The sequence below is a fragment of the Mycobacterium europaeum genome (genome assembly GCF_002102155.1).
In the GTDB taxonomy this organism is placed as follows: Bacteria; Actinomycetota; Actinomycetes; order Mycobacteriales; family Mycobacteriaceae; genus Mycobacterium; species Mycobacterium europaeum.
In genome coordinates this window covers 41,589-68,132 of sequence record NZ_LQOU01000043.1, presented here as the reverse complement: position 1 = coordinate 68,132, position 26,544 = coordinate 41,589, and the positions used below count along the sequence as shown (strand labels likewise).

At 69.3% G+C, this 26,544-nt stretch carries 22 protein-coding genes; 19 read left to right on the top strand and 3 right to left on the bottom strand.

Annotation, left to right across the window (positions count from 1 at the left end; translation table 11 throughout):
* From wzt to wzm, 3 genes are read left to right on the top strand one after another with little or no spacing between them, the layout of a single operon-like run.
* Window positions 1-798: a galactan export ABC transporter ATP-binding subunit Wzt/RfbE gene (gene wzt / locus AWC03_RS20260; protein WP_085242504.1), complete on the top strand. Its 798-nt coding sequence runs from the start codon at window positions 1-3 to the stop codon at window positions 796-798.
* A complete protein-coding gene (gene glfT1, locus AWC03_RS20255; RefSeq protein WP_085242503.1) occupies window positions 795-1,823 on the top strand; it encodes a galactofuranosyltransferase GlfT1 in 1,029 nt (342 codons plus the stop codon). Before wzt ends, glfT1 begins: the two co-directional genes overlap by 4 nt.
* Window positions 1,820-2,650 (top strand): galactan export ABC transporter permease subunit Wzm/RfbD, encoded by an 831-nt coding sequence (gene wzm / locus AWC03_RS20250; RefSeq protein WP_085242502.1) that lies wholly within the window; start codon window positions 1,820-1,822, stop codon window positions 2,648-2,650. Before glfT1 ends, wzm begins: the two co-directional genes overlap by 4 nt.
* Window position 2,651: 1 nt before the next feature.
* On the opposite strand, the gene AWC03_RS20245 is transcribed toward wzm, so the two are convergent.
* Window positions 2,652-3,005, bottom strand: coding sequence for a DUF732 domain-containing protein (locus AWC03_RS20245; RefSeq protein ID WP_085242501.1), 354 nt, complete (start codon window positions 3,003-3,005; stop codon window positions 2,652-2,654).
* Between the two features lie 186 nt (window positions 3,006-3,191).
* On the opposite strand from AWC03_RS20245, the gene AWC03_RS20240 reads away from it, so the two are divergent.
* The 15 genes from AWC03_RS20240 to AWC03_RS20170 all read left to right on the top strand — a co-directional run bounded on the left by AWC03_RS20240 (window position 3,192) and on the right by AWC03_RS20170 (window position 23,063).
* Window positions 3,192-3,671: a GreA/GreB family elongation factor gene (locus tag AWC03_RS20240; protein ID WP_085242500.1), complete on the top strand. Its 480-nt coding sequence runs from the start codon at window positions 3,192-3,194 to the stop codon at window positions 3,669-3,671.
* A 42-nt stretch (window positions 3,672-3,713) separates the two neighbouring features.
* Window positions 3,714-4,142, top strand: a complete 429-nt coding sequence (locus AWC03_RS20235; protein ID WP_085242499.1) for a GtrA family protein — start codon at window positions 3,714-3,716, stop codon at window positions 4,140-4,142.
* A 32-nt stretch (window positions 4,143-4,174) separates the two neighbouring features.
* On the top strand, window positions 4,175-5,566 hold the full coding sequence (locus AWC03_RS20230) for a decaprenylphosphoryl-beta-D-ribose oxidase (RefSeq protein ID WP_085242498.1): 1,392 nt from the start codon (window positions 4,175-4,177) through the stop codon (window positions 5,564-5,566).
* A gap of 11 nt (window positions 5,567-5,577) precedes the next feature.
* Entirely contained in the window at window positions 5,578-6,342 is a 765-nt protein-coding gene (locus AWC03_RS20225; protein WP_085242497.1) for a decaprenylphospho-beta-D-erythro-pentofuranosid-2-ulose 2-reductase, read from the top strand.
* A gap of 2 nt (window positions 6,343-6,344) precedes the next feature.
* The gene (locus tag AWC03_RS20220) at window positions 6,345-8,231 is read left to right on the top strand and encodes a galactan 5-O-arabinofuranosyltransferase (RefSeq protein ID WP_085242496.1); all 1,887 of its coding nucleotides are present in this window, start codon (window positions 6,345-6,347) and stop codon (window positions 8,229-8,231) included.
* A 10-nt stretch (window positions 8,232-8,241) separates the two neighbouring features.
* Entirely contained in the window at window positions 8,242-11,508 is a 3,267-nt protein-coding gene (locus AWC03_RS20215; RefSeq protein WP_085242495.1) for an arabinosyltransferase domain-containing protein, read from the top strand.
* 49 nt (window positions 11,509-11,557) lie between these two features.
* Entirely contained in the window at window positions 11,558-11,881 is a 324-nt protein-coding gene (locus AWC03_RS20210; RefSeq protein ID WP_085242494.1) for an ArsR/SmtB family transcription factor, read from the top strand.
* Window positions 11,878-12,363: an SRPBCC family protein gene (locus AWC03_RS20205; RefSeq protein ID WP_085242493.1), complete on the top strand. Its 486-nt coding sequence runs from the start codon at window positions 11,878-11,880 to the stop codon at window positions 12,361-12,363. Before AWC03_RS20210 ends, AWC03_RS20205 begins: the two co-directional genes overlap by 4 nt.
* Complete coding sequence (locus AWC03_RS20200) at window positions 12,360-12,977, top strand: maleylpyruvate isomerase family mycothiol-dependent enzyme (protein ID WP_085242492.1); 618 nt, start codon at window positions 12,360-12,362, stop codon at window positions 12,975-12,977. The genes AWC03_RS20205 and AWC03_RS20200 overlap by 4 nt, the downstream gene beginning before the upstream one ends.
* 68 nt (window positions 12,978-13,045) lie before the next feature.
* Window positions 13,046-16,369 (top strand): arabinosyltransferase domain-containing protein, encoded by a 3,324-nt coding sequence (locus AWC03_RS20195; RefSeq protein ID WP_142278447.1) that lies wholly within the window; start codon window positions 13,046-13,048, stop codon window positions 16,367-16,369.
* Entirely contained in the window at window positions 16,366-19,578 is a 3,213-nt protein-coding gene (locus tag AWC03_RS20190) for an arabinosyltransferase domain-containing protein (RefSeq protein WP_085242490.1), read from the top strand. Before AWC03_RS20195 ends, AWC03_RS20190 begins: the two co-directional genes overlap by 4 nt.
* Window positions 19,579-19,736: 158 nt before the next feature.
* Complete coding sequence (locus AWC03_RS20185) at window positions 19,737-20,243, top strand: hypothetical protein (RefSeq protein WP_085242489.1); 507 nt, start codon at window positions 19,737-19,739, stop codon at window positions 20,241-20,243.
* A gap of 123 nt (window positions 20,244-20,366) precedes the next feature.
* A complete protein-coding gene (locus AWC03_RS20180; protein WP_085242488.1) occupies window positions 20,367-20,834 on the top strand; it encodes a hypothetical protein in 468 nt (155 codons plus the stop codon).
* A 65-nt stretch (window positions 20,835-20,899) separates the two neighbouring features.
* The gene (locus AWC03_RS20175; RefSeq protein ID WP_142278450.1) at window positions 20,900-21,280 is read left to right on the top strand and encodes an FHA domain-containing protein; all 381 of its coding nucleotides are present in this window, start codon (window positions 20,900-20,902) and stop codon (window positions 21,278-21,280) included.
* Window positions 21,281-21,290: 10 nt separating this feature from the next.
* Window positions 21,291-23,063 (top strand): acyl-CoA dehydrogenase family protein, encoded by a 1,773-nt coding sequence (locus AWC03_RS20170; RefSeq protein WP_085242486.1) that lies wholly within the window; start codon window positions 21,291-21,293, stop codon window positions 23,061-23,063.
* Between the two features lie 4 nt (window positions 23,064-23,067).
* Here AWC03_RS20170 and AWC03_RS20165 read toward each other — a convergent pair whose 3' ends face one another.
* The gene (locus AWC03_RS20165; protein ID WP_085242485.1) at window positions 23,068-24,003 is read right to left on the bottom strand and encodes an SDR family NAD(P)-dependent oxidoreductase; all 936 of its coding nucleotides are present in this window, start codon (window positions 24,001-24,003) and stop codon (window positions 23,068-23,070) included.
* A 112-nt stretch (window positions 24,004-24,115) separates the two neighbouring features.
* Here AWC03_RS20165 and AWC03_RS20160 point away from each other — a divergent pair, with 112 nt between their 5' ends.
* Window positions 24,116-24,961, top strand: coding sequence for a helix-turn-helix transcriptional regulator (locus tag AWC03_RS20160; protein ID WP_085242484.1), 846 nt, complete (start codon window positions 24,116-24,118; stop codon window positions 24,959-24,961).
* Window positions 24,962-24,970: 9 nt separating this feature from the next.
* Here the strand turns inward: AWC03_RS20160 and AWC03_RS20155 are convergent, their stop codons facing one another.
* Window positions 24,971-26,536: an acyl-CoA carboxylase subunit beta gene (locus tag AWC03_RS20155; protein WP_142278446.1), complete on the bottom strand. Its 1,566-nt coding sequence runs from the start codon at window positions 26,534-26,536 to the stop codon at window positions 24,971-24,973.
* Between the last annotated feature and the right edge of the window lie 8 nt (window positions 26,537-26,544).

Below are 26,544 nucleotides of genomic sequence, written 5' to 3'. Positions count from 1 at the left end.
GTGGCGGGTCCTCACATCGAGACGCACAACGCGTGGGTGGAATTTCCCATTTTCGACGCGAAGTCGCGCTCCCTGAAGAAAGCGTTCCTGGGCAAGGCGGGCGGCACGATCGGGCGCAACAGCTCCAACGTCGTCGTCGTCGAGGCGCTACGGGACATCACCCTGTCGCTCGAGCTGGGCGACCGAGTCGGCCTGGTCGGCCACAACGGCGCCGGGAAATCGACTCTGCTGCGGCTGCTTTCGGGCATCTACGAACCCACCCGCGGCTGGGCGGAGGTCACCGGACGGGTAGCTCCCATCTTCGACCTGGGGATCGGGATGGACCCCGAGATCTCCGGTTACGAGAACATCATCATCCGCGGGCTGTTTTTGGGGCAGACCCGCAAGCAGATGATGGCCAAGGTGGACGAGATCGCCGAGTTCACCGAACTGGGTGACTACCTGTCGATGCCGCTGCGCACCTACTCCACCGGAATGCGGGTGCGGCTGGCGATGGGCGTGGTCACCAGCATCGACCCCGAGATCCTGCTGCTCGACGAAGGGTTGGGCGCGGTCGACGCCGACTTCATGAAGAAGGCCCAGTCCCGGCTGCAGAGCCTGGTGGAACGGTCCGGAATCCTGGTGTTCGCCAGCCATTCCAACGAATTCCTCGCGCGGCTGTGCAAGACCGCGATGTGGATCGACCACGGCGTGATCCGGATGGCCGGCGGAATCGAAGAGGTGGTGCGCGCCTACGAGGGGGAGGACGCGGCCCGGCACGTGCGCGAGGTGCTGGCCGAAACGCGCAACGAGATATGACCGAGACCGTGATCGCCGTCGTCGTCACCCACCGGCGCCCCGACGAGCTGGCCAAGTCGCTGGGCACGCTGAGCAGCCAGACCCGGTTACCCGACCACCTGATCGTGATCGACAACGACGGCCCCGGTTCCGGCCGGGTGGGCGATCTGGTGGCCGCGCAACCGATCCCGACCACCTATCTGGCCTCCCGCCGAAACCTCGGCGGCGCAGGCGGTTTCGCGCTGGGGATGTTGCACGCGCTGGCCCAGGGCGCCGACTGGGTGTGGCTGGCCGACGACGACGGGCGCCCACAGGACTCGCACGTGCTGGCCACCCTGCTGGCGTGCGCCGAGAGGCACGCGCTGGCCGAGGTGTCGCCGATGGTGTGCAACTCCGACGACCCGGAGCGGCTCGCATTCCCGTTGCGCCGCGGCCTGGTATGGCGCAGGCGCGCAAGCGAATTGCGCACCGAAGCGGGACAGGACCTGCTGCCCGGGATAGCCTCGCTGTTCAACGGCGCGCTGTTCCGGGCGACCACCCTCGAAGCGATCGGCGTCCCCGACCTGCGGCTGTTCATCCGGGGCGACGAGGTCGAAATGCACCGGCGGCTGGTGCGATCGGGCCTGCCGTTCGGCACCTGCCTGGACGCGGTTTACCTGCACCCGTGCGGTTCGGCGGAATTCCGCCCGATCCTGGGCGGTCGCATGCACACCCAATACCCCGACGACCCCAACAAGCGGTTCTACACCTATCGCAACCGCGGCTACCTGTTGGCACAACCGGGCCTGCGCAAGCTCCTGATTCAGGAGTGGGTTCGGTTCGGCTGGTACTTCCTGGTGACCCGGCGCGACCCCAAGGGCCTGGCCGAATGGATTCGCTTGCGCCGCTTGGGACGCCATGAGCAATTCGGCAAGCCTGGTGGCGATCGCGAGCGCGGCGAAGCCGGGCGAAGCGGGTCGCCACCATCGGAACGTCGTGGCGATCGCGAGCGCGGCGAAGCCGGGCGAAGCGGGTCGCCACCATCGGAACCTGGAGGACCCCAGTGACGTTTCTCGACGCCGCGGCCCAGTCGCGGACCTTCACCCGTGCCCGGGGCGATCTGGTGGCCGGTTTCCGCCGGCACGAGCTGTGGCTGCACCTGGGCTGGCAGGACATCAAGCAGCGCTACCGCCGCTCGGTGCTGGGACCGTTCTGGATCACCATCGCGACCGGCACCACCGCCGTCGCCATGGGCGGCCTGTACTCCAAGCTGTTTCACCTCGAGCTCTCGGTGCACCTGCCGTACGTCACGCTGGGCCTGATCATCTGGAACCTGATCAACGCCGCCATCCTCGAGGGCGCCGACGTCTTCGTCGCCAACGAGGGACTGATCAAGCAGTTGCCGACGCCGCTGAGCGTGCACGTCTACCGGCTGGTGTGGCGGCAGATGATCCTGTTCGCGCACAACATCGTCATCTACGTCGTCATCGCGATCATCTTCCCCAAGCCGTGGTCGTGGGCAGACCTCTCGGTGATCCCCGCGCTGGGGCTGATCGTGCTCAACTGCATCTGGGTGTCACTGTGTTTCGGCATCCTGGCGACCCGCTACCGCGATATCGGTCCGCTGCTGTTCTCGGTCGTCCAGCTGCTGTTCTTCATGACGCCGATCATCTGGAACGACGACACCTTGAGGCAGCAGGGCGCCGGACGATGGTCGAGCATCGTCGAGCTCAACCCGCTGCTGCACTACCTGGACATCGTGCGCGCCCCGCTGCTGGGCGCCCACCAGGAGCTGCGGCACTGGGCGGTGGTGGTGGCACTGACGGTCGTCGGCTGGGTGCTGGCGGCGTTCGCGATGCGGCAGTACCGCGCCCGGGTGCCGTACTGGGTGTAGCTCACATCAGTGGGGGCGGCACATTCAGCCAGTCCAGCGAACCGTCGGTCTGCCCTTTGTACTGCGGGCAGTAGGCGGAGACGGACGCCCCGACGAAGAACCCCGCCTGCCGGGCCGAGAGGTTGGCGTCCTTCATCACCTTCATCGCCAGGACGCTCGATTTCTGCTTCTTGTCGAGCCCGGCGCAGACGGTGTGGGCCATCGAGATCGCGGTGTCCGGGTCGTTCATGACGATCCCGTTCTCCGCCAAGGCGCCGACGAAGGCGTCGTCGGGCGGATCCGCCGCCGCCGGGGGCGAGCAGAACACCGCGGCGCACAGCAGGCCCGCACCCAGCGCCCGGAGATCGACGTTCATAGTGACAACGATAGGGACCGTGGCGTCCGGTGGGCGGCTCCGAGAAGTCGTTGTGGGATCCCGCAAACCACTCGAATATCGGTTACGCAACGCGGATGGGCGCTTGCCCGATAATGGTGGCGGCCGCCGCGCCGTGGTGCAACACTGGAACGCCACCTGAGCAAACTGGACGAAAGGTCCATCGACGTGAGCAAGAAGGTCCAATCAGCGGCGGACGCGGCACGGGAGAGCCTGGCCGCGGAGCTGGAGCGGCTGCGGCAGCGGCGCGACCGCCTCGAGGTCGAGGTCAGGAACGACCGCGGCATGGTGGGCGATCACGGCGATGCGGCCGAGGCGATCCAGCGCGCCGAGGAGCTGGTCGGGCTCAGCGACCGGATCAATGAGCTGGACCGCCGGCTGCGGGCCGGGCCGTCGCAACCGGACGAATCCGAGACGCTGCCCGGCGGGACCGAGGTCACCCTGCGGTTCTCCGACGGTGAGGTGGTCACGATGCGCGTGATCTCGATCGTGGAGGAGACGCCCGCCGGCGGGGAAGGCGAGACGTTGACCGCGCGCAGCCCCCTGGCCCAGGCCCTGACCGGGCACAAGGCGGGCGACACGGTGACCTACTCGACGCCGCAGGGCGAGGAGCAGGTCGAGTTGATAGCGGTCAAACTCCCCCGCTGACGCGTCCCCGGCCGTTCCGGCCGCCCCGATAGACTCCCCCCAATGGTTGCCCCGCTGCCCGATGCCGCGCCGCCCAGCCCGCAGCTGAGCCTGACGACACAGGTGACGCGGTTCGTCGTCACCGGCGGCCTGGCGGGGGTCGTGGACTTCAGCCTGTACCTGATCCTCTACAAGGCGGTGGGCGTCCAGGTCGACCTGGCCAAGGCCACCAGCTTCGTCGTCGGCACCATCACCGCCTACCTGATCAACCGCCGGTGGACGTTCCAGGCGGCCCCGAGCACCGCACGCTTCGTCGCGGTCATGCTCCTCTACGCCATCACCTTCGCCGTGCAGGTCGGGCTCAACCATCTGTGCCTGGCGCTTTTGCACTACCGCGGGTGGGCGATCCCGGTCGCGTTCGTGATCGCCCAGGGCACCGCGACGGTGATCAACTTCATCGTCCAGCGAGCGGTAATCTTCCGCATCCGCTGAGCCGACGTCCGCAAGCGGTACCCTCTTTGACGATGTTGAGCACCGACGTTCCGACCACCACCACCCGGCTGACCGGCTTCGGCCGCACCGCGCCGTCGGTGGCCGAGGTGCTCTCGACCCGCGACCCCGAGCTGATCGCCAAAGCGGTCGCCCGGGTGGCCGAATCCGGCGGCCCGCACGGGCGGGGCGTGATCGCGCGCGGCCTGGGCCGGTCCTACGGCGACAACGCCCAGAACGGCGGCGGCCTGGTGATCGACATGACCGGGCTCAACCGCATCCACTCGATCAGCGCCGACACCCGCTTGGTCGGCGTCGACGCCGGCGTCAGCCTGGACCAACTGATGAAGGCCGCCCTGCCGTTCGGCCTGTGGGTTCCGGTGCTGCCGGGCACCCGACAGGTCACCGTCGGCGGGGCGATCGCGTGCGACATCCACGGCAAGAACCACCACAGCGCGGGCAGCTTCGGCAACCACGTGCGCTCGATGGACCTGCTGATGGCCGACGGCACCGTCCGCACCCTCACCCCCGACGGGGACGACGCCGAGCTGTTCTGGGTCACCGTCGGCGGCAACGGCCTGACCGGAATCGTCCTGCGCGCCACCATCGAGATGACGCCGACGGAGACGGCCTACTTCATCGCCGACGGGCTGGCCACCAAGGACCTCGACGAGACGGTCGCGGCCCACCTCGACGGCAGCGAGGCCAACTACACCTATTCCAGCGCGTGGTTCGACCTGATCAGCCCGCCGCCCAAGCTGGGCCGCGCCGCCATCAGCCGCGGCAGCCTGGCCAAGCTGGACCAACTGCCCAAGAAGCTGGCCAAGAACCCGCTGAAATTCGATGCGCCGCAACTGCTCACGGTGCCCGACGTGTTCCCGGTCAGCGCGATGAACAAGCTCTCGTTCATGGCCATCGGCGAGGTGTACTACCGGCTCGGCGGAAACTACACCGGCAAGATCCAGAATCTGTCGCAGTTCTACCACATGCTCGACCTGGTCAGCGGCTGGAACAATGCTTACGGCCCAATGGGTTTCGCCCAGCACCAGTTCCTGGTGCCGCCGGACGCGATGGACGAATTCAAGGCCATCATCCGCTGGATCCAGACCCGTGGCCACTATTCGGCGCTGAACGTGTTCAAACTTTTCGGCCCGGGCAACCGCGCGCCGCTGAGTTTCCCGATGGCCGGGTGGAACGTCGCGATGGACTTCCCCAACAAGCCGGGCATCAACGAGTTCCTCAACGAACTCGACCGGCGTGTACTGGAATTCGGGGGCCGCGTCTACACCGCCAAGGATTCCCGGGTGAGTGCCGAGACCTTCCACGCCATGTACCCGCGCATCGACGAATGGATCGCCGTGCGGCGCAAGGTGGACCCCTCCGGGGTGTTCGCATCGGACATGGCCCGACGTTTGGAGCTGCTGTAAATGGTGCGTCAATGGTTTTAGATGCGGTGGGGAATCCGCAGACCATCCTGCTGCTGGGCGGCACGTCCGAGATCGGGCTGGCCATCTGCGAGCGCTACCTGCAGAACGCGCACGCCCGAATTGTGCTGGCCGCCATGCCCAATGACCCGGGCCGCGATGCCGCCGTCGCCCAGATGAAGGCGGCGGGCGCGCGGTCGGTGGAGCTGATCGACTTCGAGGCCACCGACCCCGACAGCCACCCGAAGATGATCGAGGAGGCGTTCGCCCACGGTGACGTCGATGTGGCGATCGTCGCCTTCGGCATCCTCGGCGACGCCGAAGAGCTGTGGCAGGACCAGCACAAGGCCGTGCTGGCCGCCGAGATCAACTACACGGCCGCCGTTTCGGTGGGGGTGCTGCTCGGCGAGAAGATGCGCGCCCAGGGGTTCGGCCAGATCATCGCGATGAGCACGGTCGCCGGGGAGCGGGTGCGGCGGTCCAACTTCGTCTACGGCTCCACCAAGGCGGGGTTGGACGGCTTCTATCTGGGACTCGGGGAAGCGCTGCGCGAGTACGGGGTTCGCGTTCTGGTGATCCGCCCGGGTCAGGTGCGTACCCGGATGAGCGCGCACGTCAAGGAGGCCCCGCTCACCGTGGACAAGGAGTATGTCGCCAACCTCGCGGTGACCGCCGCCGCAAAGGGTAAGGAATTGGTTTGGGCGCCGGCAGCATTCCGTTACGTGATGATGGTGTTGCGACACATTCCGCGGAGCGTGTTCCGCAAGCTGCCGATCTGATCATGCGTAACGCGCTGGCCGCCCTGGGCCAGATCGCGCTGGCGGCCGCGGTGGCCGTCGTCGTCGCGGCCGTGTCGCTGGCGGCTATCGCCCGCGTGCAGTGGCCGGCCTTCCCGTCCTCCAACCAGCTGCACGCGCTGACCACGGTGGGGCAGGTCGGCTGCCTGGCCGGCCTGGTCGCCGTCGGTTGGGCGTGGGGGCGGTCCGGCCGGTACCGCTGGGCGGCCCAGCTCGGCGGGCTGGCCTTCGTGTCCGCGTTCACCGTCGTGACGTTGGGCATGCCGCTGGGCGCGACCAAGCTCTATCTGTTCGGCATCTCGGTCGACCAGCAGTTCCGCACCGAGTACCTGACCCGGTTCGCCGACAGCCCGGCCCTGCGCGACATGACCTACCTCGGGCTGCCGCCGTTCTACCCGCCGGGCTGGTTCTGGATCGGCGGTCGGGCCGCGGCGCTGAGCGGCACGCCCGCCTGGGAGATCTACAAGCCGTGGGCGATCACCTCGATCACCGTCGCCGTCGCCGTCGCGCTGGTCCTGTGGTGGCGGATGGTCCGCTTCGAGTACGCGTTGATCGTCACGACGGCGACCGCGGCGGCCACGCTCGCCTACGGCTCGCCCGAGCCCTACTCGGCGATGATCACCGTGCTGCTGCCCCCGGTGCTGGTGCTGACGTGGTCGGGCTTGCGCGGCGACGAGCGCGGGGGCGGCTGGGCCGCCGTCACGGGGGGCGGGTTGTTCCTCGGCTGGACGGCCACCTGGTATTCGCTGCTGTTCGGGTTCGGCGCCTTCACCGTCGCGCTGATGGCGCTGTGGCTGGCGGTCCTGCGCTGGCATCAAAACAGGCCGGGCGGCGTCAGGGCCGCCCTCGACCCGCTGCGCCGGCTGGCCGTCATCGCCGTCCTGGCCGCGGTCATCGCCGCCACCACCTGGCTGCCGTTCCTGGTCCGGGCGGCCGGAAGCCCGATCAGCAACTCCGGCAGCGCCTTTCACTATCTGCCGGCCGACGGCGCCGTCCTGACCTTCCCGATGCTGCAGTTCTCCCTGCTGGGCGCGATCTGCCTGCTCGGCGCCCTGTGGCTGGTGCTGCGCGCCCGATCCTCGGTGCGGGCCGGCGCCCTGGCCATCGGCGTGCTGGCCGTCTACGTGTGGTCGCTGCTGTCGATGCTGACCACGCTGGCGCGCACCACGCTGCTGTCGTTCCGGCTCCAGCCCACCCTGACCGTGCTGCTGGTGGCCGCGGGGGCGTTCGGGTTCGTCGAAGCGGCGCGGGCGCTGTCCGCGCGGAGCCGCGCCGCCCTTCCCGTCGCCGGGGCCGTCGGCCTGGCCGCCGCGATCGCGTTCAGCCAGGACATTCCCGACGTGCTGCGCCCCGATCTCACCATCGCCTACACCGACACCGACGGCAACGGCCAGCGCGGCGACCGGCGGCCGCCGAGCTCGGAGAAGTTCTATCCCGACATCGACCACACCATTGCGACCGTGACCGGCAGGCCCCGCGACCAGACCGTGGTGATGACCGCCGACTACAGCTTCCTGTCCTTTTATCCCTATTGGGGATTCCAGGGGCTGACGTCGCACTACGCCAACCCGCTGGCGCAGTTCGACCTGCGGGCCGCCCAGATCAAGAAGTGGTCCAAGCTCAAGTCCGCCGACGAGCTCATCCACGCGCTGGACACCTGCCCCTGGCCGCCGCCCACGGTCTTCCTCATGCGCCGCGGTGCGAACGGCAACTACACGCTGCGGCTCGCCGAGGACGTCTACCCCAACCAGCCCAACGTCCGCCGCTACACCGTCGATCTGCGGGCCGCACTCTTCGACAGCCCCCAGTTCGTCGTCCACGGCGCCGGCCCGTTCGTGGTGGCCGTCCGCAAACCTCCGGCAAGCCACTGACGGGCCGCTGATGAGCACCGACACCTCGCCGCCGGGCGTCGAAGAACTAGCATCTACCACCGTGACCGACAGGGGTGCCAACCACCGGATCGCCCGGTTGGTGGCCACCGTCGCGGGGCTGCTCGGGACGCTGCTGGCCATCGCCACCCCACTGCTGCCGGTCAACCAGACCACCGCGCAGCTCAACTGGCCGCAGAACGGCACCTTCGGCAGCGTCGACGCGCCGCTGATCGGGTACGTGGCCACCGACCTCAGCGTCACCGTGCCGTGCCAGGCCGCCGCCGGGCTGACCGGCCCGCAGAACGCCGGCAAGACGGTGCTGTTGTCGACGGTGCCCAAGCAGGCCCCCAAGGCCGTGGACCGCGGGCTGCTCATCCAGCGCGCCAACGACTACCTGGTGGTCGTGGTGCGCAACGTCGCGGTGGTGACCGCCCCGCTCAGCCAGGTGCTCAGCCCGGCCTGCCAGCGGTTGACCTTCACCGCGCACGCCGAGAAGGTCACCGCCGAGTTCGTCGGGCTGGCCCAGGGCCCCAACGCACAGCACCCCGGCTCGCCGCTGCGCGGGGAGAAGAGCGGCTACGACTTCCGGCCCCAGATCGTCGGCGTGTTCACCGACCTCACCGGGCCGGCGCCGGCGGGCCTGAGCTTCTCGGCGACCATCGACACCCGCTACAGCAGCAGCCCCAGCCAGCTGAAGATGGCGGCGATGATCCTCGGGGTGGTGCTGACCGCCGCCGCCCTGGTCGCGCTGCACCTGCTCGACACCGCCGACGGCACCCGGCACCATCGCTTCCTGCCGTCGCGCTGGTGGTCGGTCAGCGCGCTGGACGCGCTGGTGATCGCGGTGCTGGTGTGGTGGCAGTTCGTCGGCGCCAATACCTCCGACGACGGCTACATCCTGACCATGGCCCGGGTGTCCGAGCACGCCGGCTACATGGCCAACTACTACCGCTGGTTCGGCACGCCGGAGGCCCCCTTCGGCTGGTACTACGACCTGCTGGCCCTGTGGGCGCACGTCAGCACCGCCAGCATCTGGATGCGGCTGCCCACCCTGGCGATGGCGCTGACGTGCTGGTGGGTAATCAGCCGCGAGGTCATTCCCCGCCTGGGCCACGCCGTCAAACACAACCGCGGGGCGGCCTGGACGGCGGCCGGCATGTTCCTGGCCGTGTGGCTGCCGCTCAACAACGGCCTGCGGCCCGAGCCGATCATCGCGCTCGGCATCCTGCTGACCTGGTGCTCGGTCGAACGCGCGGTGGCCACCAGCCGGTTGCTGCCGGTGGCGGTCGCCTGCATCATCGGCGCCCTGACGCTGTTCTCCGGGCCGACGGGCATCGCCTCGATCGGTGCCCTGCTGGTCGCGATCGGGCCGTTGCGGACCATCCTGCACCGCCGATCCAAACTGTTCGGCGCGCTGCCGTTGGTCGCGCCCCTGTTCGCCGCGGTCACCGTCACCGCCATCCTGATCTTCCGCGACCAGACCCTGGCCGGCGAGGTGCAGGCCAGCATGCTCAAGCGCGCCGTGGGGCCCAGCCTGAGCTGGTTCGACGAACACATCCGCTACGAGCGGCTGTTCATGGCCAGCCCCGACGGATCGGTCGCCCGCCGCTTCGCCGTGTTGGCGCTCGTCCTGGCGCTCGGCATCACGGTCGCCATGTCGTTGCGCAAGGGCCGGATTCCGGGCACGGCCGCGGGGCCGAGCCGCCGCATCGTCGGGATCACCATCATCTCGTTCATCGCGATGATGTTCACCCCGACCAAGTGGACCCACCACTTCGGCGTGTTCGCCGGGCTGGCCGGGTCGCTGGGTGCGCTGGCCGCGGTCGCCGTGACCGCGGCGGCGATGCGGTCCCGCCGCAACCGCACCATGTTCGCCGCGGCGGTGCTGTTCCTGGTGGCGCTGTCGTTCGCCAGCGTCAACGGCTGGTGGTACGTATCGAATTTCGGTGTGCCGTGGTCGAATTCGTTCCCGGCATGGCACTATGCGTTCGCCACCGCGCTGCTCGGGCTGACCGTCGTGGTGCTGGCGCTGGCGGCGTGGTTCCACTTCGTGTCGCCCGATAACGGCCCACCACGGACTCGGTACGGGGCGCGGGCAGCGGGAATCATCCAGTCCCCGTTGGCAATCGCGACGTGGGCGCTGGTGGTGTTCGAAGTCGCGTCGCTGACCCTGGCGATGGTCGATCAGTACCCCGCGTGGTCGGTGGGTCGGTCCAATCTGGAGGCGCTTACCGGCAAGTCCTGCGGACTCGCCGAGGACGTGCTGGTCGAGCAGGACCCCAACGCCGGAATGCTCGCACCGGTGAGCGCGCCGGTGGGTGACGCCCTGGGGGCGGGGCTGTCGGAAGCCTTCGTGCCCAACGGGATTCCCGCCGACGTCCGGGCCGACCCGGTAATGGAGCGGCCGGGTGACCGCAGCTTCATCAACGACGACAAGCTCGTCACCGGCGCCGAGGCCGGTACCGAGGGCGGCACCACCCCGGCGCCGGGGATCAACGGTTCGGTCGCCCAGCTGCCCTACAACCTGGATCCCGCCCGCACGCCCGTGCTGGGGAGCTGGCGCCCGGGCATTCAGGTGCCGGCCCACCTGCGGTCGGGCTGGTATCGGCTGCCCAGCCGCGACCAGGCGCGGCCGCTGCTGGTGGTGAGCGCGGCGGGCCGTTTCGACCCGCGCGAGGTCCAGGTCCAGTGGGCCACCGACCAGGAAGCCGCGAGCGGACACGCCGGCGGGTCGTTCCAGTTCGCCGACGTGGGGGCCTCCCCGGCGTGGCGCAACCTGCGACTGCCGCTGTCGGCCATCCCCGGCAGCGCCACCCAGATCCGGCTGGTCGCCGACGACGAAGACCTGGCGCCGCAGCACTGGATCGCGCTCACACCGCCACGGATTCCGCAGCTGCGCACGCTGCAAGACGTGGTCGGCTCCAAAGACCCGGTGTTCCTGGACTGGCTGGTCGGCCTCGCCTTCCCCTGCCAGCGGCCGTTCGGACACCAGAACGGTGTCGACGAGACCCCGAAATGGCGCATCCTGCCGGACCGTTTCGGCGCCGAAGCCAATTCGCCGGTGATGGACAACAACGGCGGCGGCCCGCTGGGCGTCACCGAGCTGCTGGTGAAGGCGACGACCATGGCCACCTACCTGAAGGACGATTGGTCGCGCGACTGGGGCTCGCTGCAACGGTTGACGCCGTACTACGCCGACGCCCAGCCCGCGCGCCTGCAGCTCGGGACGGCCACCCGCAGCGGCCTGTGGAATCCCGCGCCGCTGCGCAAGACCTAGTCAGCCGGGCCTTGCCCGGCACTCATCCGTAAGCGTAGACTTACCGTTCGTGGCCACTTACCAAAGCGGCGACGTGTGGCTGGCCCTGGCCGACGGAACGCGGCGGGCCATCGTCGAACGTCTCGCGCACGGCCCGTCGGCGGTCGGCGAGTTGGCTCGCGACCTGCCCGTCAGCCGGCCTGCAGTGTCACAACACCTCAAGGTGCTCAAGTCCGCCGGACTGGTGCGTGACCGCGCCGCGGGCACCCGTCGCGTCTATCAACTCGACCCGTCTGGCCTGGAGGCGTTGCGCGCCGACCTCGACCGGTTCTGGACGCGAGCGCTGGCCGGCTACGCGCAGAAGATCGATGAGGGTAAAGGAGAAGACTTGTGACGCAGCGCATTCCGAACGTCGTACACCACGTCGTCGTCAACGCCCCGATCGAGCGGGCGTTCGCCGTCTTCACCGCGCAGTTCGGCGACTTCAAGCCCCGGGAGCACAACCTGCTGGCCGTCCCGATCGCCGAGACGGTCTTCGAGCCCCGGGTCGGTGGGCACATCTACGACCGCGGCGTCGACGGCAGCGTGTGCCGCTGGGCGCGAGTCCTGGCCTACGAGCCGCCGCACCGCCTGGTGTTCACCTGGGACATCGGCCCCACCTGGCAACTGGAGCCCGACCCGTCGAGGACCAGCGAGGTCGAAGTGCGCTTCACCGCGGAATCCGACAACCGCACCCGCGTCGACCTCGAGCATCGCCACCTGGACCGCCACGGCCCCGGATGGGAATCCGTCGCCGACGGCGTCGCCGGTGACGCGGGCTGGCCGCTGTACCTCGATCGTTACGCCCGCCTGCTGCCCGCCGGGAGCCGGCAATGACGCTGATGAGCATGGCCCGCGACGAGCGGGCCGACCTGGCGGAATTTCTGGCGACGCTGACGCCGCAGGAGTGGGAGGCGCCCAGCCTGTGCGCCGACTGGACGGTCAAAGACGTCGTCGCGCACATGATCAGCTACGAAGAGCTCGGCACACTGGGGTTGCTCAAGCGCTTCGCGAAGGGCTGGGTCGTGCGGGCCAACCAGGTGGGCGTCGACGAGTTCACCGACTTCAGTGCCCCACAGCTGCTCGACTTTCTGCGCGCCCACCTCCAACCGCGCGGGCTGACGGCCGGTTTCGGCGGGATGATCGCGCTCGTCGACGGCACCATCCATCATCAGGACATCCGCCGCGCGCTGGGCCGGCCCCGCACCGTCCCGGCCGACCGGCTCGAGCAGGTCCTGGCCCTGGTGCCCGGCAACCCCAGGCTCGGCGCCGGCCGCCGCATCCGGGGCCTGCGCCTGCGCGCCACCGACGTCGACTGGGAACACGGCCACGGACCGGAGGTCACCGGGCCCGGCGAGACGCTCCTCATGGCGATGACCGGCCGGCCCGCCGCCCTGGCCGACCTCGCCGGCCCCGGGCTGCAGACGCTGGCCGCGCGGCTCGTCCGCTGAACCTGCGCGGCCCGCCCCCGGCCCCGCGTCCTCAGCGGACAAAGCGGCTTCGCTTACCATCGAGCCTCGTGTCCCCCGACGGTAATCAGCGATCGCAGCGGATCCCACGGTTGGTGGCCGCCGGCGCCGGAATCGTCGGACTGCTGTTGTGCGTGCTCGTCCCGCTGCTCCCGGTCAGCCAAACCACTGCGACGGTGCTGTGGCCGCAGGGCACCGTGGACGGGCACGTCGCCCAGGTCACCGCGCCCCTGGTGTCCGGTGCGCCCCGCGCGCTGGACATCTCCGTCCCGTGCGCGGCGATCGCCACCCTGCCCGCCGGCGGCGGCCTGGTGGTCTCGACGCTGCCCGCCGGGGGCATCGACGCCGGCAAGAACGGGCTGTTCGTGCGCGCCGACAAGGACTCGGTGGTGGTCGCGTTCCGCGACACCGTCGCCGCGGTGGCGCCGCGGCCCGCCGTCGCCGGCGGGGGCTGCAGCGTGCTGCACGCCTGGGCGAACACCGGCGGGACGGGAGCGGAGTTCGTCGGCATCCCCGGCGCCTCCGGAACCCTGTCCGCGGAGAAGAAGCCGCAGGTCGGCGGGATCTTCACCGACCTGAAGGTGCCCGCCCAGCCGGGGTTGTCCGCCCGCGTCGACATCGACACCCGATTCATCACCGCCCCCACCGCCCTCAAGCGGCTGGCGATGCTGGTGGGCACCCTGGCCGTCCTGACCGCCGTCGTCGCGCTCGCCGCGCTCGACCGGCACAGCCGCGGCGGCACGCTGGTCAACTGGCGGACACCGATTGCCAGGCTGTCCCGGTACCGCCCCCGGGTGCGGTGGAGCTCCTGGCGGCGCGTCGGCATCGCCACCTGGATCGCCGACGCCGGGGTGATCGCGACACTGCTGCTCTGGCACGTCATCGGCGCCACCTCGTCCGACGACGGCTACAACCTGACCATCGCCCGCGTCGCCCCCAAGGCCGGCTACATCGCCAACTACTACCGCTACTTCGGCGCGACGGACGCTCCGTTCGACTGGTATCTCGGGGTGCTGTCCAGGCTGGCGTCGGTGAGCACCGCCGGCGTCTGGATGCGGTTGCCGGCCACGCTGGCCGGGATCGCCTGCTGGCTGGTGATCAGCCACTGGATCCTGCGCAGGCTGGGGCCCGGCCGGGGCGGCCTGGCGGCCAACCGGGTCGCGGTGTTCACCGCGGGTGCGGTGTTCCTGGCCGCCTGGTTGCCGTTCAACAACGGGCTGCGGCCCGAGCCGCTGATCGCCCTCGGCGTGCTGGTCACCTGGATCCTGGTCGAACGGTCGATCGCGCTGCAACGGCTGGCCCCGGCCGCGGTGGCCGTCTTCGTCGCAATGCTCACGGCGACGCTCGCACCGCAGGGCCTGATCGCCGTCGCCGCGCTGCTGACCGGAGCACGCGCCATCGCCCGGACGATCCGGCGCCGCCGGGCGACCGACGGGCTGCTGGCGCCGCTGGCCGTGCTGGTGGCGTCGCTGTCCCTCATCACGGTCGTGGTGTTCCACCGTCAGACGCTGGCCACCGTCGCGGAGTCGGCGCGCATCAAATACAAGGTCGGACCGACGATCGCCTGGTACCAGGACTGGCTGCGCTACTACTTCCTCACGGTGGAGTCCAACCCCGACGGATCCATGTCCAGGCGATTCGCGGTGCTCGTCCTTTTCCTGTGCCTGTTCGGGATGCTGGTCATCCTGCTGCGCCGCGGCGGGGTCCCGGGGCTGGCCAGCGGCCCGGCGTGGCGGTTGATCGGCACCACCGCGCTCGGCCTGTTGCTGTTGACGTTCACCCCGACCAAGTGGGCCGTTCAGTTCGGCGCCTTCGCCGGACTGGCCGGGGCGCTGGGCGCGGTCACCGCGTTCGCCCTCGCGCGCATTGGCCTGCACAACCGCCGCAACCTGACGCTGTACGTGACCGCGCTGCTGTTCGTGCTGGCGTGGGCCACCTCCGGCGTCAACGGCTGGTTCTACGTCGGCAACTACGGGGTGCCGTGGTACGACATCCAGCCGGTGATCGCGAGCCATCCGGTGACGTCGATGTTCCTGACGCTGTCCATCCTCACCGGGCTGCTGGCCGCGTGGCAGCACTTCCGCATGGACTACGCCGGCCACACCGAAGTCGAGGACAACCGGCGCAACCGCGTCCTGGCCTCGACCCCGCTGCTGGTGGTCGCGACCATCATGGTGGTCGGCGAGGTCGCCTCGCTGACCAAGGGCGCGGTGTTCCGCTACCCGCTCTACACCACCGCCAAGGCCAATCTCGCCGCCATCAGCTCGGGGCTGTCCCCGCAGAGCTGCGCCATGGCCGACGACGTGCTCACCGAGCCCGACCCCAATGCCGGCATGCTGGCGCCGGCGCCCGGGCAGACCTTCGGCCCCGACGGCCCGCTCGGCGGGCTCAACCCGGTGGGCTTCAAACCCGACGGCGTGGGCGATGACCTGAGGTCGTATCCGGTGGTGACCAAGCCGGGCGTGGTGAATTCCGATGCGTCACCCAACAAGCCCAACGCCGCGATGAGCGACTCGGCGGGCACGGCCGGCGGCAAGGGCCCGGCCGGAGTCAACGGCTCACACGCGGCGCTGCCGTTCGGCCTCGACCCGGCCCGCACCCCGGTGATGGGCAGCTACGGCGAGAACTCGCTGGCCGCCACGGCGACCTCGGCCTGGTATCAGCTGCCCCCGCGCACCCCGGACCGCCCGATCGTCGTGGTGTCGGCGTCCGGCGCGATCTGGTCCTACAAAGAGGACGGCACCTTCACCTACGGGCAGTCGCTGAAACTGCAGTGGGGCGTCGCCCGCCCCGACGGCACCACCCAGCCGCTGGCCGAGGTGCAGCCGATCGACATCGGCCCCGAGCCGGCGTGGCGCAATCTGCGGTTCCCGCTGACCTGGGCGCCGCCCGAGGCCAACGTGGCGCGCATCGTCGCCTACGACCCGAACCTGAGTTCGGATCAGTGGTTCGCGTTCACGCCGCCGCGCGTGCCGGTGCTGGAAACCCTGCAGCAGCTGATGGGGTCGCGCGCGCCCGTGCTGCTGGACATCGCGACGGCGGCGAACTTCCCGTGCCAGCGGCCGTTCTCCGAACACCTTGGCGTTGCCGAACTTCCGCAATACCGCATCCTGCCCGACCACAAGCAGACGGCGTCGTCGTCGAACGGGTGGGAGGCCGGCGAGGCCGGTGGCCCGTTCCTGGTCACCCAGGCGATGCTTCGTACGTCGACGATCTCGACGTATCTGCGTGGCGACTGGTACCGCGACTGGGGATCCGTCGAGCAGTACTTCCGGCTGGTGCCGGCTGACCAGGCGCCGGACGCCGTGATCGAACAGGGTGTGATGACAGTGCACGGCTGGAGCCGGCAGGGACCGATTCGGGCACTCCCATGAGCGTGACGACGGCCGACAGGGATGTGCGGACGACGCGCTGGGTGGCGACCATCGCGGGCCTGATCGGGTTCGTGCTGTCGGTGGCCACCCCGCTGTTGCCGGTCGTGCAGACCACCGCGACCCTCAACTGGCCACAGAACGGCCTGCTGAACAGCGTTACGGCACCGCTGATTTCGCTGACCCCCGTCGACGTGACCGCGACCGTGCCCTGCTCCGCGGTGCGAGCCCTGCCGCCGGAAGGCGGCGTCGTGCTGAGCACGGCGCCCAAGAAGGGCAAGGACGCCGCGCTCAACGCGCTGTTCGTCGTCGTCAACGGCAAGCGCGTGGACGTCACCGACCGCAACGTGGTGATCGCCAGCGCGCCGCGGGATCAGGTGGCAGGAGCCGCAGGTGCCCCCGGATGTTCCAGAATCGAGATCACCTCGACGAAGGCCGGCGCCTTCGCCACCTTCGTCGGGCTGAAGGATTCGGCGGGCCGACCGATCGGCGGCGGTTTCCCGGACCCGAACCTGCGGCCGCAGATCGTCGGGGTGTTCACCGATCTCAGCGGCCCCGCCCCGCCCGGCCTGAAGTTCTCGGCGACCATCGACACCCGGTTCTCCACCACGCCGACGACGCTGAAACTGGCTGCGATGGTGCTGGCGATCGTGTCCACCATCGTCGCGCTGGTCGCGCTGTGGCGCCTCGACCAATTGGACGGCCACCGCATGCGGCGGCTCATACCCGCGAACTGGCGCACGTTCACCCTGGCCGACGTCGTGGTGATCTTTGGCTTCGTGCTCTGGCATGTGATCGGGGCGAACTCGTCGGACGACGGCTACATCCTGGGCATGGCCCGGGTCGCCGACCACGCGGGCTACATGTCGAACTACTTCCGCTGGTTCGGCAGCCCCGAGGACCCCTTCGGCTGGTACTACAACCTGCTGGCGCTGATGACCCACGTCACCGACGCGAGCCTGTGGATGCGGCTACCCGACCTGATCGCGGGAATCCTGTGCTGGCTGCTGCTCTCGCGTGAGGTGCTCCCCCGGTTGGGTCCGGCGGTGGCCGGTAGCAAGGCCGCGAACTGGGCGGCGGGCATGGTGCTGCTGACCGCGTGGATGCCCTTCGACAACGGCCTGCGCCCCGAGCCGATCATCGCCCTCGGTTCTCTGGTCACCTATGTGCTGATCGAGCGCTCGATGCGTTACAGCAGGCTGACGCCCGCCGCGCTGGCGGTCATCACCGCGGCGTTCACGCTCGGTGTCCAGCCCACCGGGTTGATCGCGGTCGCCGCGCTGGTCGCCGGCGGTCGCCCGATCCTGCGCATCCTGGTGCGCCGCCACCGGTTGGTCGGCACGCTGCCGCTGGTGGCTCCGATACTGGCGGCCGGCACCGTGATCCTGACCGTGGTGTTCGCCGACCAGACGCTGGCAACGGTGTTGGAGGCCACCAGGATTCGCACCGACATCGGGCCCAGCCAGGCCTGGTACACCGAGAACCTGCGCTACTACTACCTGATCCTGCCCACCGTCGACGGCTCGCTCTCGCGCCGCTTCGGCTTCCTGATCACCGCGCTGTGCCTCTTCACCGCCATGTTCATCATGTTGCGGCGCAAGCGGGTTCCCGGGGTCGCCCGCGGACCGGCCTGGCGTCTGATGGGCGTCATCTTCGGCACCATGTTCTTCCTGATGTTCACCCCGACCAAGTGGGTGCACCACTTCGGGCTGTTCGCGGCGGTGGGCGCCGCGATGGCGGCGCTGACGACGGTGCTGGTGTCGCCGAAGGTGCTGCGCTGGTCGCGAAACCGGATGGCGTTCCTGGCGGCGGTGCTGTTCATCTTGGCGTTGTGCTTCGCCACCACCAACGGTTGGTGGTACGTCTCCAGCTACGGTGTGCCGTTCAACAGCAGCATGCCGAAGGTCGGCGGAATCACCGTCAGCACAATATTTTTCGTGCTGTTCGTGATCGCCGCGGTGTACGCGGCGTGGCTGCACTTCGCCGACACCGGCCATGGCGAGGGCCGACTGGCGCGAGCGCTGACGGCGGCGCCCATCCCCATTGCCGCGGGCTTCATGGCGTTGGTGTTCGTGGCCTCCATGGTGGCCGGCATCGTCCGTCAGTACCCCACCTACTCCAACGCCTGGGACAACCTGCGCGAGTTCAGCGGGGGATGCGGTCTGGCCGACGACATTCTCGTCGAGCCTGACAGCAACGCGGGCTTCATGGCGGCCCTGCCCGGCAACTGGGGCCCCCTGGGCCCGCTGGGCGGTGTCAACCCCACCGGCTTCACCCCCAACGGCGTGCCGGACCGCACCCTGGCCGAGTCGGTCAAGGAGACATCGGTGCCGCAGCCCGGCACCGACTACGACTGGGACGCGCCGCTCAAACTGGCGGCGCCGGGCATCAACGGGTCGACGGTGCCGCTGCCCTATGGCCTCAACCCCGATCAGGTTCCGCTGGCCGGCAGCTACACCACCGGCGCGCAACAGCAGAGCAAGCTGACCTCGGCGTGGTACCAGCTGCCGAAGCCCGACGACGCCCACCCGCTGGTGGTGGTGACCGCCGCGGGCACGATCGCCGGCAACAGCATCCTGCATCACCACACCAACGGGCAGACCGTGGAATTGGAAATCGGCAGGCCCGGTCCCGACGGCTCCGTGCTGCCGGCCGGAAGGCTGGTGCCCTACGACCTGTACGGTCAGCAGCCCAAGGTGTGGCGCAACCTTCGGTTCCCCCGCTCCCAGATCCCCGCCGACGCGGTCGCGGTGCGCGTGGTCGCCGAGGACCTGTCCCTGACGCCGGATGACTGGATCGCGCTGACCCCGCCGCGCGTGCCGGAACTGCGCTCGTTGCAGGAGTACGTGGGTTCCCGACAGCCGGTGCTGATGGACTGGGCGGTCGGGCTGGCCTTCCCGTGCCAGCAGCCCATGCTGCACGTCAACGGCGTCACCGAAATCCCCAAGTTCCGCATCACCCCGGACTACAACGCCAAGAAACAGGACACCGACACCTGGCAGGACGGCGTGAACGGCGGCCTGCTGGGCATCACCGACCTGCTGCTACGGGCGCACGTGATGTCGACCTACCTGTCCCACGACTGGGGACGGGACTGGGGCTCGCTGCGCAAGTTCGAGACCGTCGCCGATGCCCAGCCCGCGCAGCTCGAGCTCGGCACCGCGACCCGCACCGGCTGGTGGTCTCCGGGGCCCATCCGCATTAAACCCTGACGGGCTTTATCGGAGTCTGGCCGTAATTCGTCAGCCGCCAAATAAAGCGCGGAAATTGACGATTGAGTAATTGTTTGAAAAAAGGTTTGATTTCGCCGCACCCGGGCTAATACCTATTTCGCTGTGATCCACTTCACACAGGAACAATAGGTGACCCCATGAGCGCGCTGAGAAGGCTGGGAACATGTGCCGCGGTGACCATCACGGTGATCACCCCGGCGGCCACGTTCGAGATCATCGGGGCGGCGGCCGAGGGCGGCACCACGGTAGCCCTGGACAACTACTTGCGGCGCTGCGATTTCAGCCGCGTCAGCGTCGCGCCCCAGGTGCCGCGGCCGATGCTCGGCACCGGTTCCGCCCTGATCAATACCTCCGGGTCGAGAGCGGTCGCCGAGGTGCATCTGTACGACGAACCCGAGCCCGGCACCCACTTCGACGTCGGGCTGATCCAGATGCCCCGGCCGGCGGCGAGCACGTGCGGACCCGGCGACCCGGGCACCGCCTTCTCCGGCATGGACACCGACGCGGCGGGCAATGGCACGGCGACCGTGCAAGACACCATTCGGCCCGGCACGACCGGCGTGTGGGTGATTATCGAGCGGCGAAACGCGAACTCGCAGAATCCGGCGGAGTTTTACACCTCCGAGTTCGTGGCGCCGGTATAACCGCCGCCCCGCCATAACTTCGGTCGGCCGACGGAGTGCCAAAAGTCCCTATCTCGCCGCCTCGGTCAAGTGCTCCGATAAAGGGGATCGCCGAATGACCGGCGGCGGATGAGAGGCACGGCAATGAACGATTCACCCCAGTCACAGACCGCGACGCGCTTTTTCTCGCGCGTGCTCGGTCCCTTCCTCCTCGTCGTCGACGTGACGGCGGTGGCGCGCGCCTCCGACATGCAGTCGCTGCTGTCGCAGTTCGAGGCGAATTCCATGTGGACCTTCGTGTCGGGCGCCTTCATCTTGCTGTTCGGCCTGAGCATCGTTGCGGCGCACCAGAGCTGGCGCGGCGCCGCGGCCGTCATCGTTTCCCTGCTCGGCTGGCTGATCGTGCTACGCGGGGTGCTGCTGGTGGCCTTTCCCAAGTTCTTCGCCTCGCTGGCGAACGACATGATCGGCGCGCAGGCCTGGTGGATCACGTTGTGCGTGATCTTCGCCTTCGTCGGCCTCTACCTGGCCTACGTCGGCTGGGCGCCCGCACCGCAGCGGCCGACATCGCAAGCGGCAGCGGCGAATCCGGACCTGCCTCGCGCCGCGTGAGCGACGAGGAGTCGACGCCGCGCCGGCCGACCGAGCGGGAGGGTTCGGAGGAGCTGACCGGCGACATGGGCACTGCCGTCACCGCCGAATTCGACGCGCCGGCAACTGCCGCCGCGGAGGCGGCGGTCGAGAACAGGCCGCCGTTGAGTCCGGGCTCCGCGCTGCTCGTCGTCACGCGCGGGCCTAACACCGGGTCGCGGTTCGCCTTGACCCAACCCGTGATGTCAGCGGGTCGGCATCCGGAAAGCGACATCTACCTCGACGACATCACGGTCAGCCGCCGGCACGCCGAATTCCTCAGCGAGGGCGGCGAATTCCGCATCGTCGACGTGGGCAGTATGAACCACACGTATCTCAACCGCGAGGCCGTCGACTCCGCCGTGCTGACCGACGGCGACGAAATCCAGCTCGGCCGGGTGCGCCTGCTTTTCCTCGCCAACGCGTAGCGTCTCTGCCATGAGCGACTACGCCGTTGAGGCGGTGGACCGGCTGCCCTTCTCCACCGAGGAGAAGGCGCAGCGCTACCGGACCGAGAACTACCGCGGGGCCGTGGGTCTCAACTGGTACCTCACCGATCCCACGCTGCAGTTCACCATGGCGTACTACCTGCAGCCCGACGAGCTTGCGGTCGTCGAGCCGCACCTGGTGCGCATGGGCGAGCTGATGGGCGGACCGGTCGCGAGATGGGCGGAGGAGACCGACCGCAACCCGCCCCGGCTGGAGCGCTACGACCGTTGGGGGCACGACGTCAGCGAGGTCGTCATGCCGGCCTCCTTCACCCAGTCCAAGCGCGCGGTCCTGGACGCCCAGCAGGCCCTGCGCAACGACGCGCGGGGCGCCAAGGTGAGCTCGGGTCTGGGCCTGTTCGCGTCGAATTATCTGCTCAACCAGGCCGATATCGGGATGGGCTGCGCGCTCGGCACGGGCGGCGGCATGGTCCAGTCGCTGGTGGCCGCCTACGCGCCTGCCGACGTGCGAGACCACGTGCTGGCCAAATTCGCCTCGGGCGAGTGGGCCGGCGAGACGGCGCAGCTGCTGACCGAACGCACGGGCGGTTCGGACCTGGGCGCGCTGGAGACCACGGCGACACGCGTTGGCGACTCCTGGATTCTCAACGGCTTCAAGTGGTTTGCCTCCAACTGCGCCGGCGAGGCGTTCGTCGTGCTGGCCAAACCGGAGGGAGCGCCCGACTCCACGCGCGGCGTCGCCAACTTCCTGGTGCTGCGCACCCGCCGCGACGGGTCGCGCAACGGGGTGCGGGTGCGCCGCCTCAAGGACAAGCTCGGCACCCGCTCGGTGGCGTCCGGCGAGGTGGAATTCGTTGACGCCGAGGCGTTTCTGCTGTCCGGCGAACCGACCGGGGAGGCGGGCCCGTCCGACGGCAAGGGGCTGGGCCGCATGATGGAGCTGACCAACGCCGCGCGCCTGGGCATCGCCCTGTTCGGGCTCGGCAACGCGCGCCGTGCCCTGGTCGAGTCGCTGTGTTATGCCCGGCGGCGGCACGCGTTCGGCGGCGCGCTCATCGACAAGCCGCTGATGCGGCGCAAGCTCGCCGAGCTGATCGTGGACGTCGAAGCCGCGCAGGCAATGGTTTTCGACGGCACCGGCGCCAGCAATCACCACCAGCCCCGCGGCATGCGGCAGCGCATCGCGGTGCCGGTCACCAAGCTCAAGGTGTGCCGGATCGGGATCACCGCGGCGTCCGATGCCATCGAAATCCACGGCGGCAACGGCTATATCGAGACCTGGCCGGTGGCCCGGCTGCTGCGCGACGCCCAGGTCAACACCATCTGGGAGGGGCCCGACAATATCCTGTGCCTGGATGTGCGGCGCGGCATCGAACAGGCCCGCGCGCACGAGGCATTGTTGGCGCGGCTGCGCGACGCGGTCTCGGTCTCCGACGACGACGACACCACCCGGCTGGTCGCGGGGCGCATCGAGGACCTGGACGCGGCGATCACCGCCTGGTCCAAACTGGACCGCGACCTGGCCGAGGCGCGGCTGTTCCCGCTGGCCCAATTCATGGGCGACGTCTACGCGGGCGCACTGCTCATCGAGCAGGCCGCCTGGGAACGCGCCGCCCGCGGCGGGGAGCGCAAGGCGCTGGTCGCCCGGCTCCACGCGCAGCGGTATCTCGCCGACCGCGGGGCGCTGCGCGGCATCGATGCCGACCGCGACGAGGCGCTGGAGCGCTTCGACGAACTGGCCCACGGCGCGCTGAGGGAATAGACGGTCACTTGGCGGCGTCGAGCAGTCCGGTGGTGGCCTCCCACAGCCGCGCTTCGCGTTGACGATCCTGCGCGAACGGTTCCACCTGGCGCTCTTGATTTTTCACGACGAACGCGCCGTCGCGCAGATGCGCCCACCGACTGTCGAGCACGATCGATGCCAGCGCGGGGCCGGACCGGCGCGGGGCGGACACCCCGGGGATTCGCTCGATGACGCGCCCGACCCGCTGCATCGCGGGGCCCTGGGCCCTGCTCAGCCCGGTGCCCGGCATGAAGCCCGGCTCGAATACCGTCACGTTGACTCCGGCGGGGGCGCGCCGTTGCAGTTCGTGGGCGTAATACAGGAGCGCGAGTTTCGAGTTGGAATAGGCGATCCCGGATTGCTCGAATGTCGACGGCGTGTCCGCGGGGGTGGGCCGGGAAAGCTCCAGCGGATCGCGCCAGCGCGCCGGCGGGACGCGCAGCCACCGGCGAAACACGTTCTGGTAATAGGTGTTCGAGCCGACGAGCACCACCCGGGCCGGCACGGAGAATGAGCCCAGGAGGTCCCCGATGAGCTGCGCATGCGCCAGGTAGTTGACGGCGAAGGTCAGCTCGTATCCGTCGGCTGACGCGTTGTGCGTGTCGGCAAACCCGAGCCCGGCGTTCGCCACGAATCCGCGCAGCGGGCGCACCGCGCCGGACAGCAGGAGATCCTTGGCCATCCGGCCCGCGCTGCGCACGTCGGAAAGCCGCGCAAGGTCACAGGCGATTTCATGCACGGTCGCGCCCGCCGACCTGGCCTCGTCGGCCACCGCGGTCAGCGCCTGACCCGGCCTGCCCACCAGTAGCAGATCGGGACGATCGGACGGGGGGCGACGGGCAATGGCCAGCGTCGCAGCCTTTCCCAGGCCGCCGGTCGGCCCGGTGAGCAAGACGGTTCCGGAAGCGATGTCGTTCATGGTTGCAGTCTTGGCCCTCGCCGGATATTCAGGTAGTCGTCCCGTTTTCGTAGGACTGGCAGGGCCAGGACAACCGCTTTCCCATGACGCCGGCGTCGCGCACAGTGGAGGGATGGAAACGTGGGGGTTCGGGCGAACGGTGCGGCAGTGGCGCGACCGGGTTGCGCCCGCCGCGGTCGGCGTCCCGGTCGGCGGGCGCCGGCGAGCGGCGGGACTGCGCCGCGAAGAGCTCGCGGCGATGGCCGGGATCTCGGTGGACTACCTGACCAGGCTCGAACAGGGCCGGGCCACTTCACCCTCGATCCAGGTCGTCGAAGCCCTCGCTCGTGCGTTGCGCGTCTCCGACTCCGAGCGCGAATTGCTTTTCCGGCTGGCCGGGCACGCCACGCCCGGGCAGCACATGGTGTCGTCGCGGGTAACGCCCAGCGTCCAGCGAATCCTGGACCGCCTGGCGAACACGCCGGTCGCCGTCTACGACGCCACCTGGACACTCCTGGTCGCCAACCCTCCGTATGACGCGCTGATGGGACCGACCACGGCGTGGCGGGGAAACGAGCGAAACAGCCTCTGGCGCAACCTGATCGGCCCCGGCACCCGAGCCATCCACACGCCCCGGGAGCGAGCCGAGTTCGAGGCCGGCTTGGTAGCCGACCTGCGGTTGACCGCCGCCCGCTATCCCGCCGACCAGCGGTTGAAGTCGCTGATCCGCGAACTTGCCGAGCACAGCCCGCGGTTCGTCGAACTCTGGGAAGCCGGCGCGCCGCAGCCGCACCACGACTTCGGCCGGCACAAGGTGATCGACCACCCCGAGGTCGGCCACATCGCGCTCGCCTGCGACACGTTCATCGTCGCCGCCGACGACATCCGCATCATGATCTACACCGCCGAACCCGGCACCGAGGATGCCGAGAGGCTCGCCCTCGCCATCGTCCTGGGGACCCAGTCGCTGGTCGACTAGTACTCGCGCTTAGACCGGGATCAACCCATGCTTGCGTGCCGTGCGGAACCACAACTGCTTGTCCCGCAACAGCTTCAGCGACTTGCGCAGCAGCAGCCGGGTCTCGTGCGGGTCGATGACCGCGTCGATGAACCCGCGCTCCGCGGCGGTCCACGGGATCGCCATGTTGAGGTTGTAGCCCTCGATGAAGTCCTTCTTGATCTGCTGCGCCTCGGGCGTGGTCGGATCGGGGAAGCGCTTCATCAGCAGCTGCGCGGCCCCCTCGGCGCCGATCACCGCGATGCGCGCGGTGGGCCAGGCGAAGTTGAAGTCGGCGGTCAGCTGCCGGGACCCCATCACCGCGTAGGCGCCGCCGTAGGACTTGCGCACGGTGATGGTCACCTTCGGCACGTCGGCCTCGACCACCGAGTAGAGGAACCGGCCGCCGCGCTTGATGATGCCCCTCTTCTCCTCCTCGGCGCCCGGCAGGAAGCCCGGGGTGTCCACCACGAAGACCAGCGGGATGTTGAACGCGTCGCAGAACCGGACGAACCGCGCCGCCTTGTCGGACGCCTCGTTGTCGATCGCCCCCGACATGTACATGGGCTGGTTGGCGATCACCCCCACCGGGTGGCCGTCGACACGCGCGTAGCCGGTGATGATGGCCGGGCCGTGCTGCGCGGCGACGTCGAGGAAGTCCCCGTCGTCGAAGATGCGCAACAGGATCTCGTGCATGTCGTAGGCCGCGTTGTCGGAGTCCGGCACGATCGCGTCGAGCTCCAGGTCGGTCGGGGTGATCTCCGGCTCCAGCCCGGGGTTGACGATCGGCGGCTGGCCGAAGGTGCTCGACGGCAGGAACGACAGGAAGTCGCGCACGTACTGGAAAGCCTCGGCCTCGGAGTCCACCACCTGGTGGATGTTGCCGTAGCGGGCCTGCGCGTCGGAGCCGCCCAGCTCGTCGAGGGTGACCTCCTCGCCGGTGACCTCCTTGATCACGTCGGGGCCGGTGACGAAGAAGTAGCCCTGGTCACGCACCGAGACGAGCAGGTCGTCCTGGATCGGCGAATAGACCGCTCCGCCAGCGCATTTGCCGAAGATGAGGGAGATCTGCGGCACCAGCCCGGACAGCGCCTCGTGGCGGCGGCCGAGCTCGGCGTACCACGCCAGCGACGTGACGGCGTCCTGGATGCGGGCCCCGCCGGAGTCCTGGATGCCGATGATGGGGCAGGCGACCATTGCGCACCACTCCATCAGCCGGGCCACCTTGCGGCCGAACATCTCGCCGACCGTGCCCTGGAACACGGTCTGATCGTGGGAGAACACCCCCACCGGCCGGCCGTCGATCATCGCGTGCCCGGTGACGCAGCCGTCGCCGTAGAGCGCGTTCGGGTCGTTCGGCGTCTTGGCCAACGCCCCGACCTCCATGAAGGTGCCCGGGTCGACCAGCGCGTGGATGCGGGCGCGGGCGCTGGGGATGCCCTTCTTGTCACGCTTGGCGACGGCCTTCTCGCCGCCGGGCTCCTTGGCCAGTTCCAGGCGAGCGTAGAGCTCGGCCAGCTTCTCGGCGGTGGTGTGCTGACTGGGAGCTGGCGCCATCTCCGTCA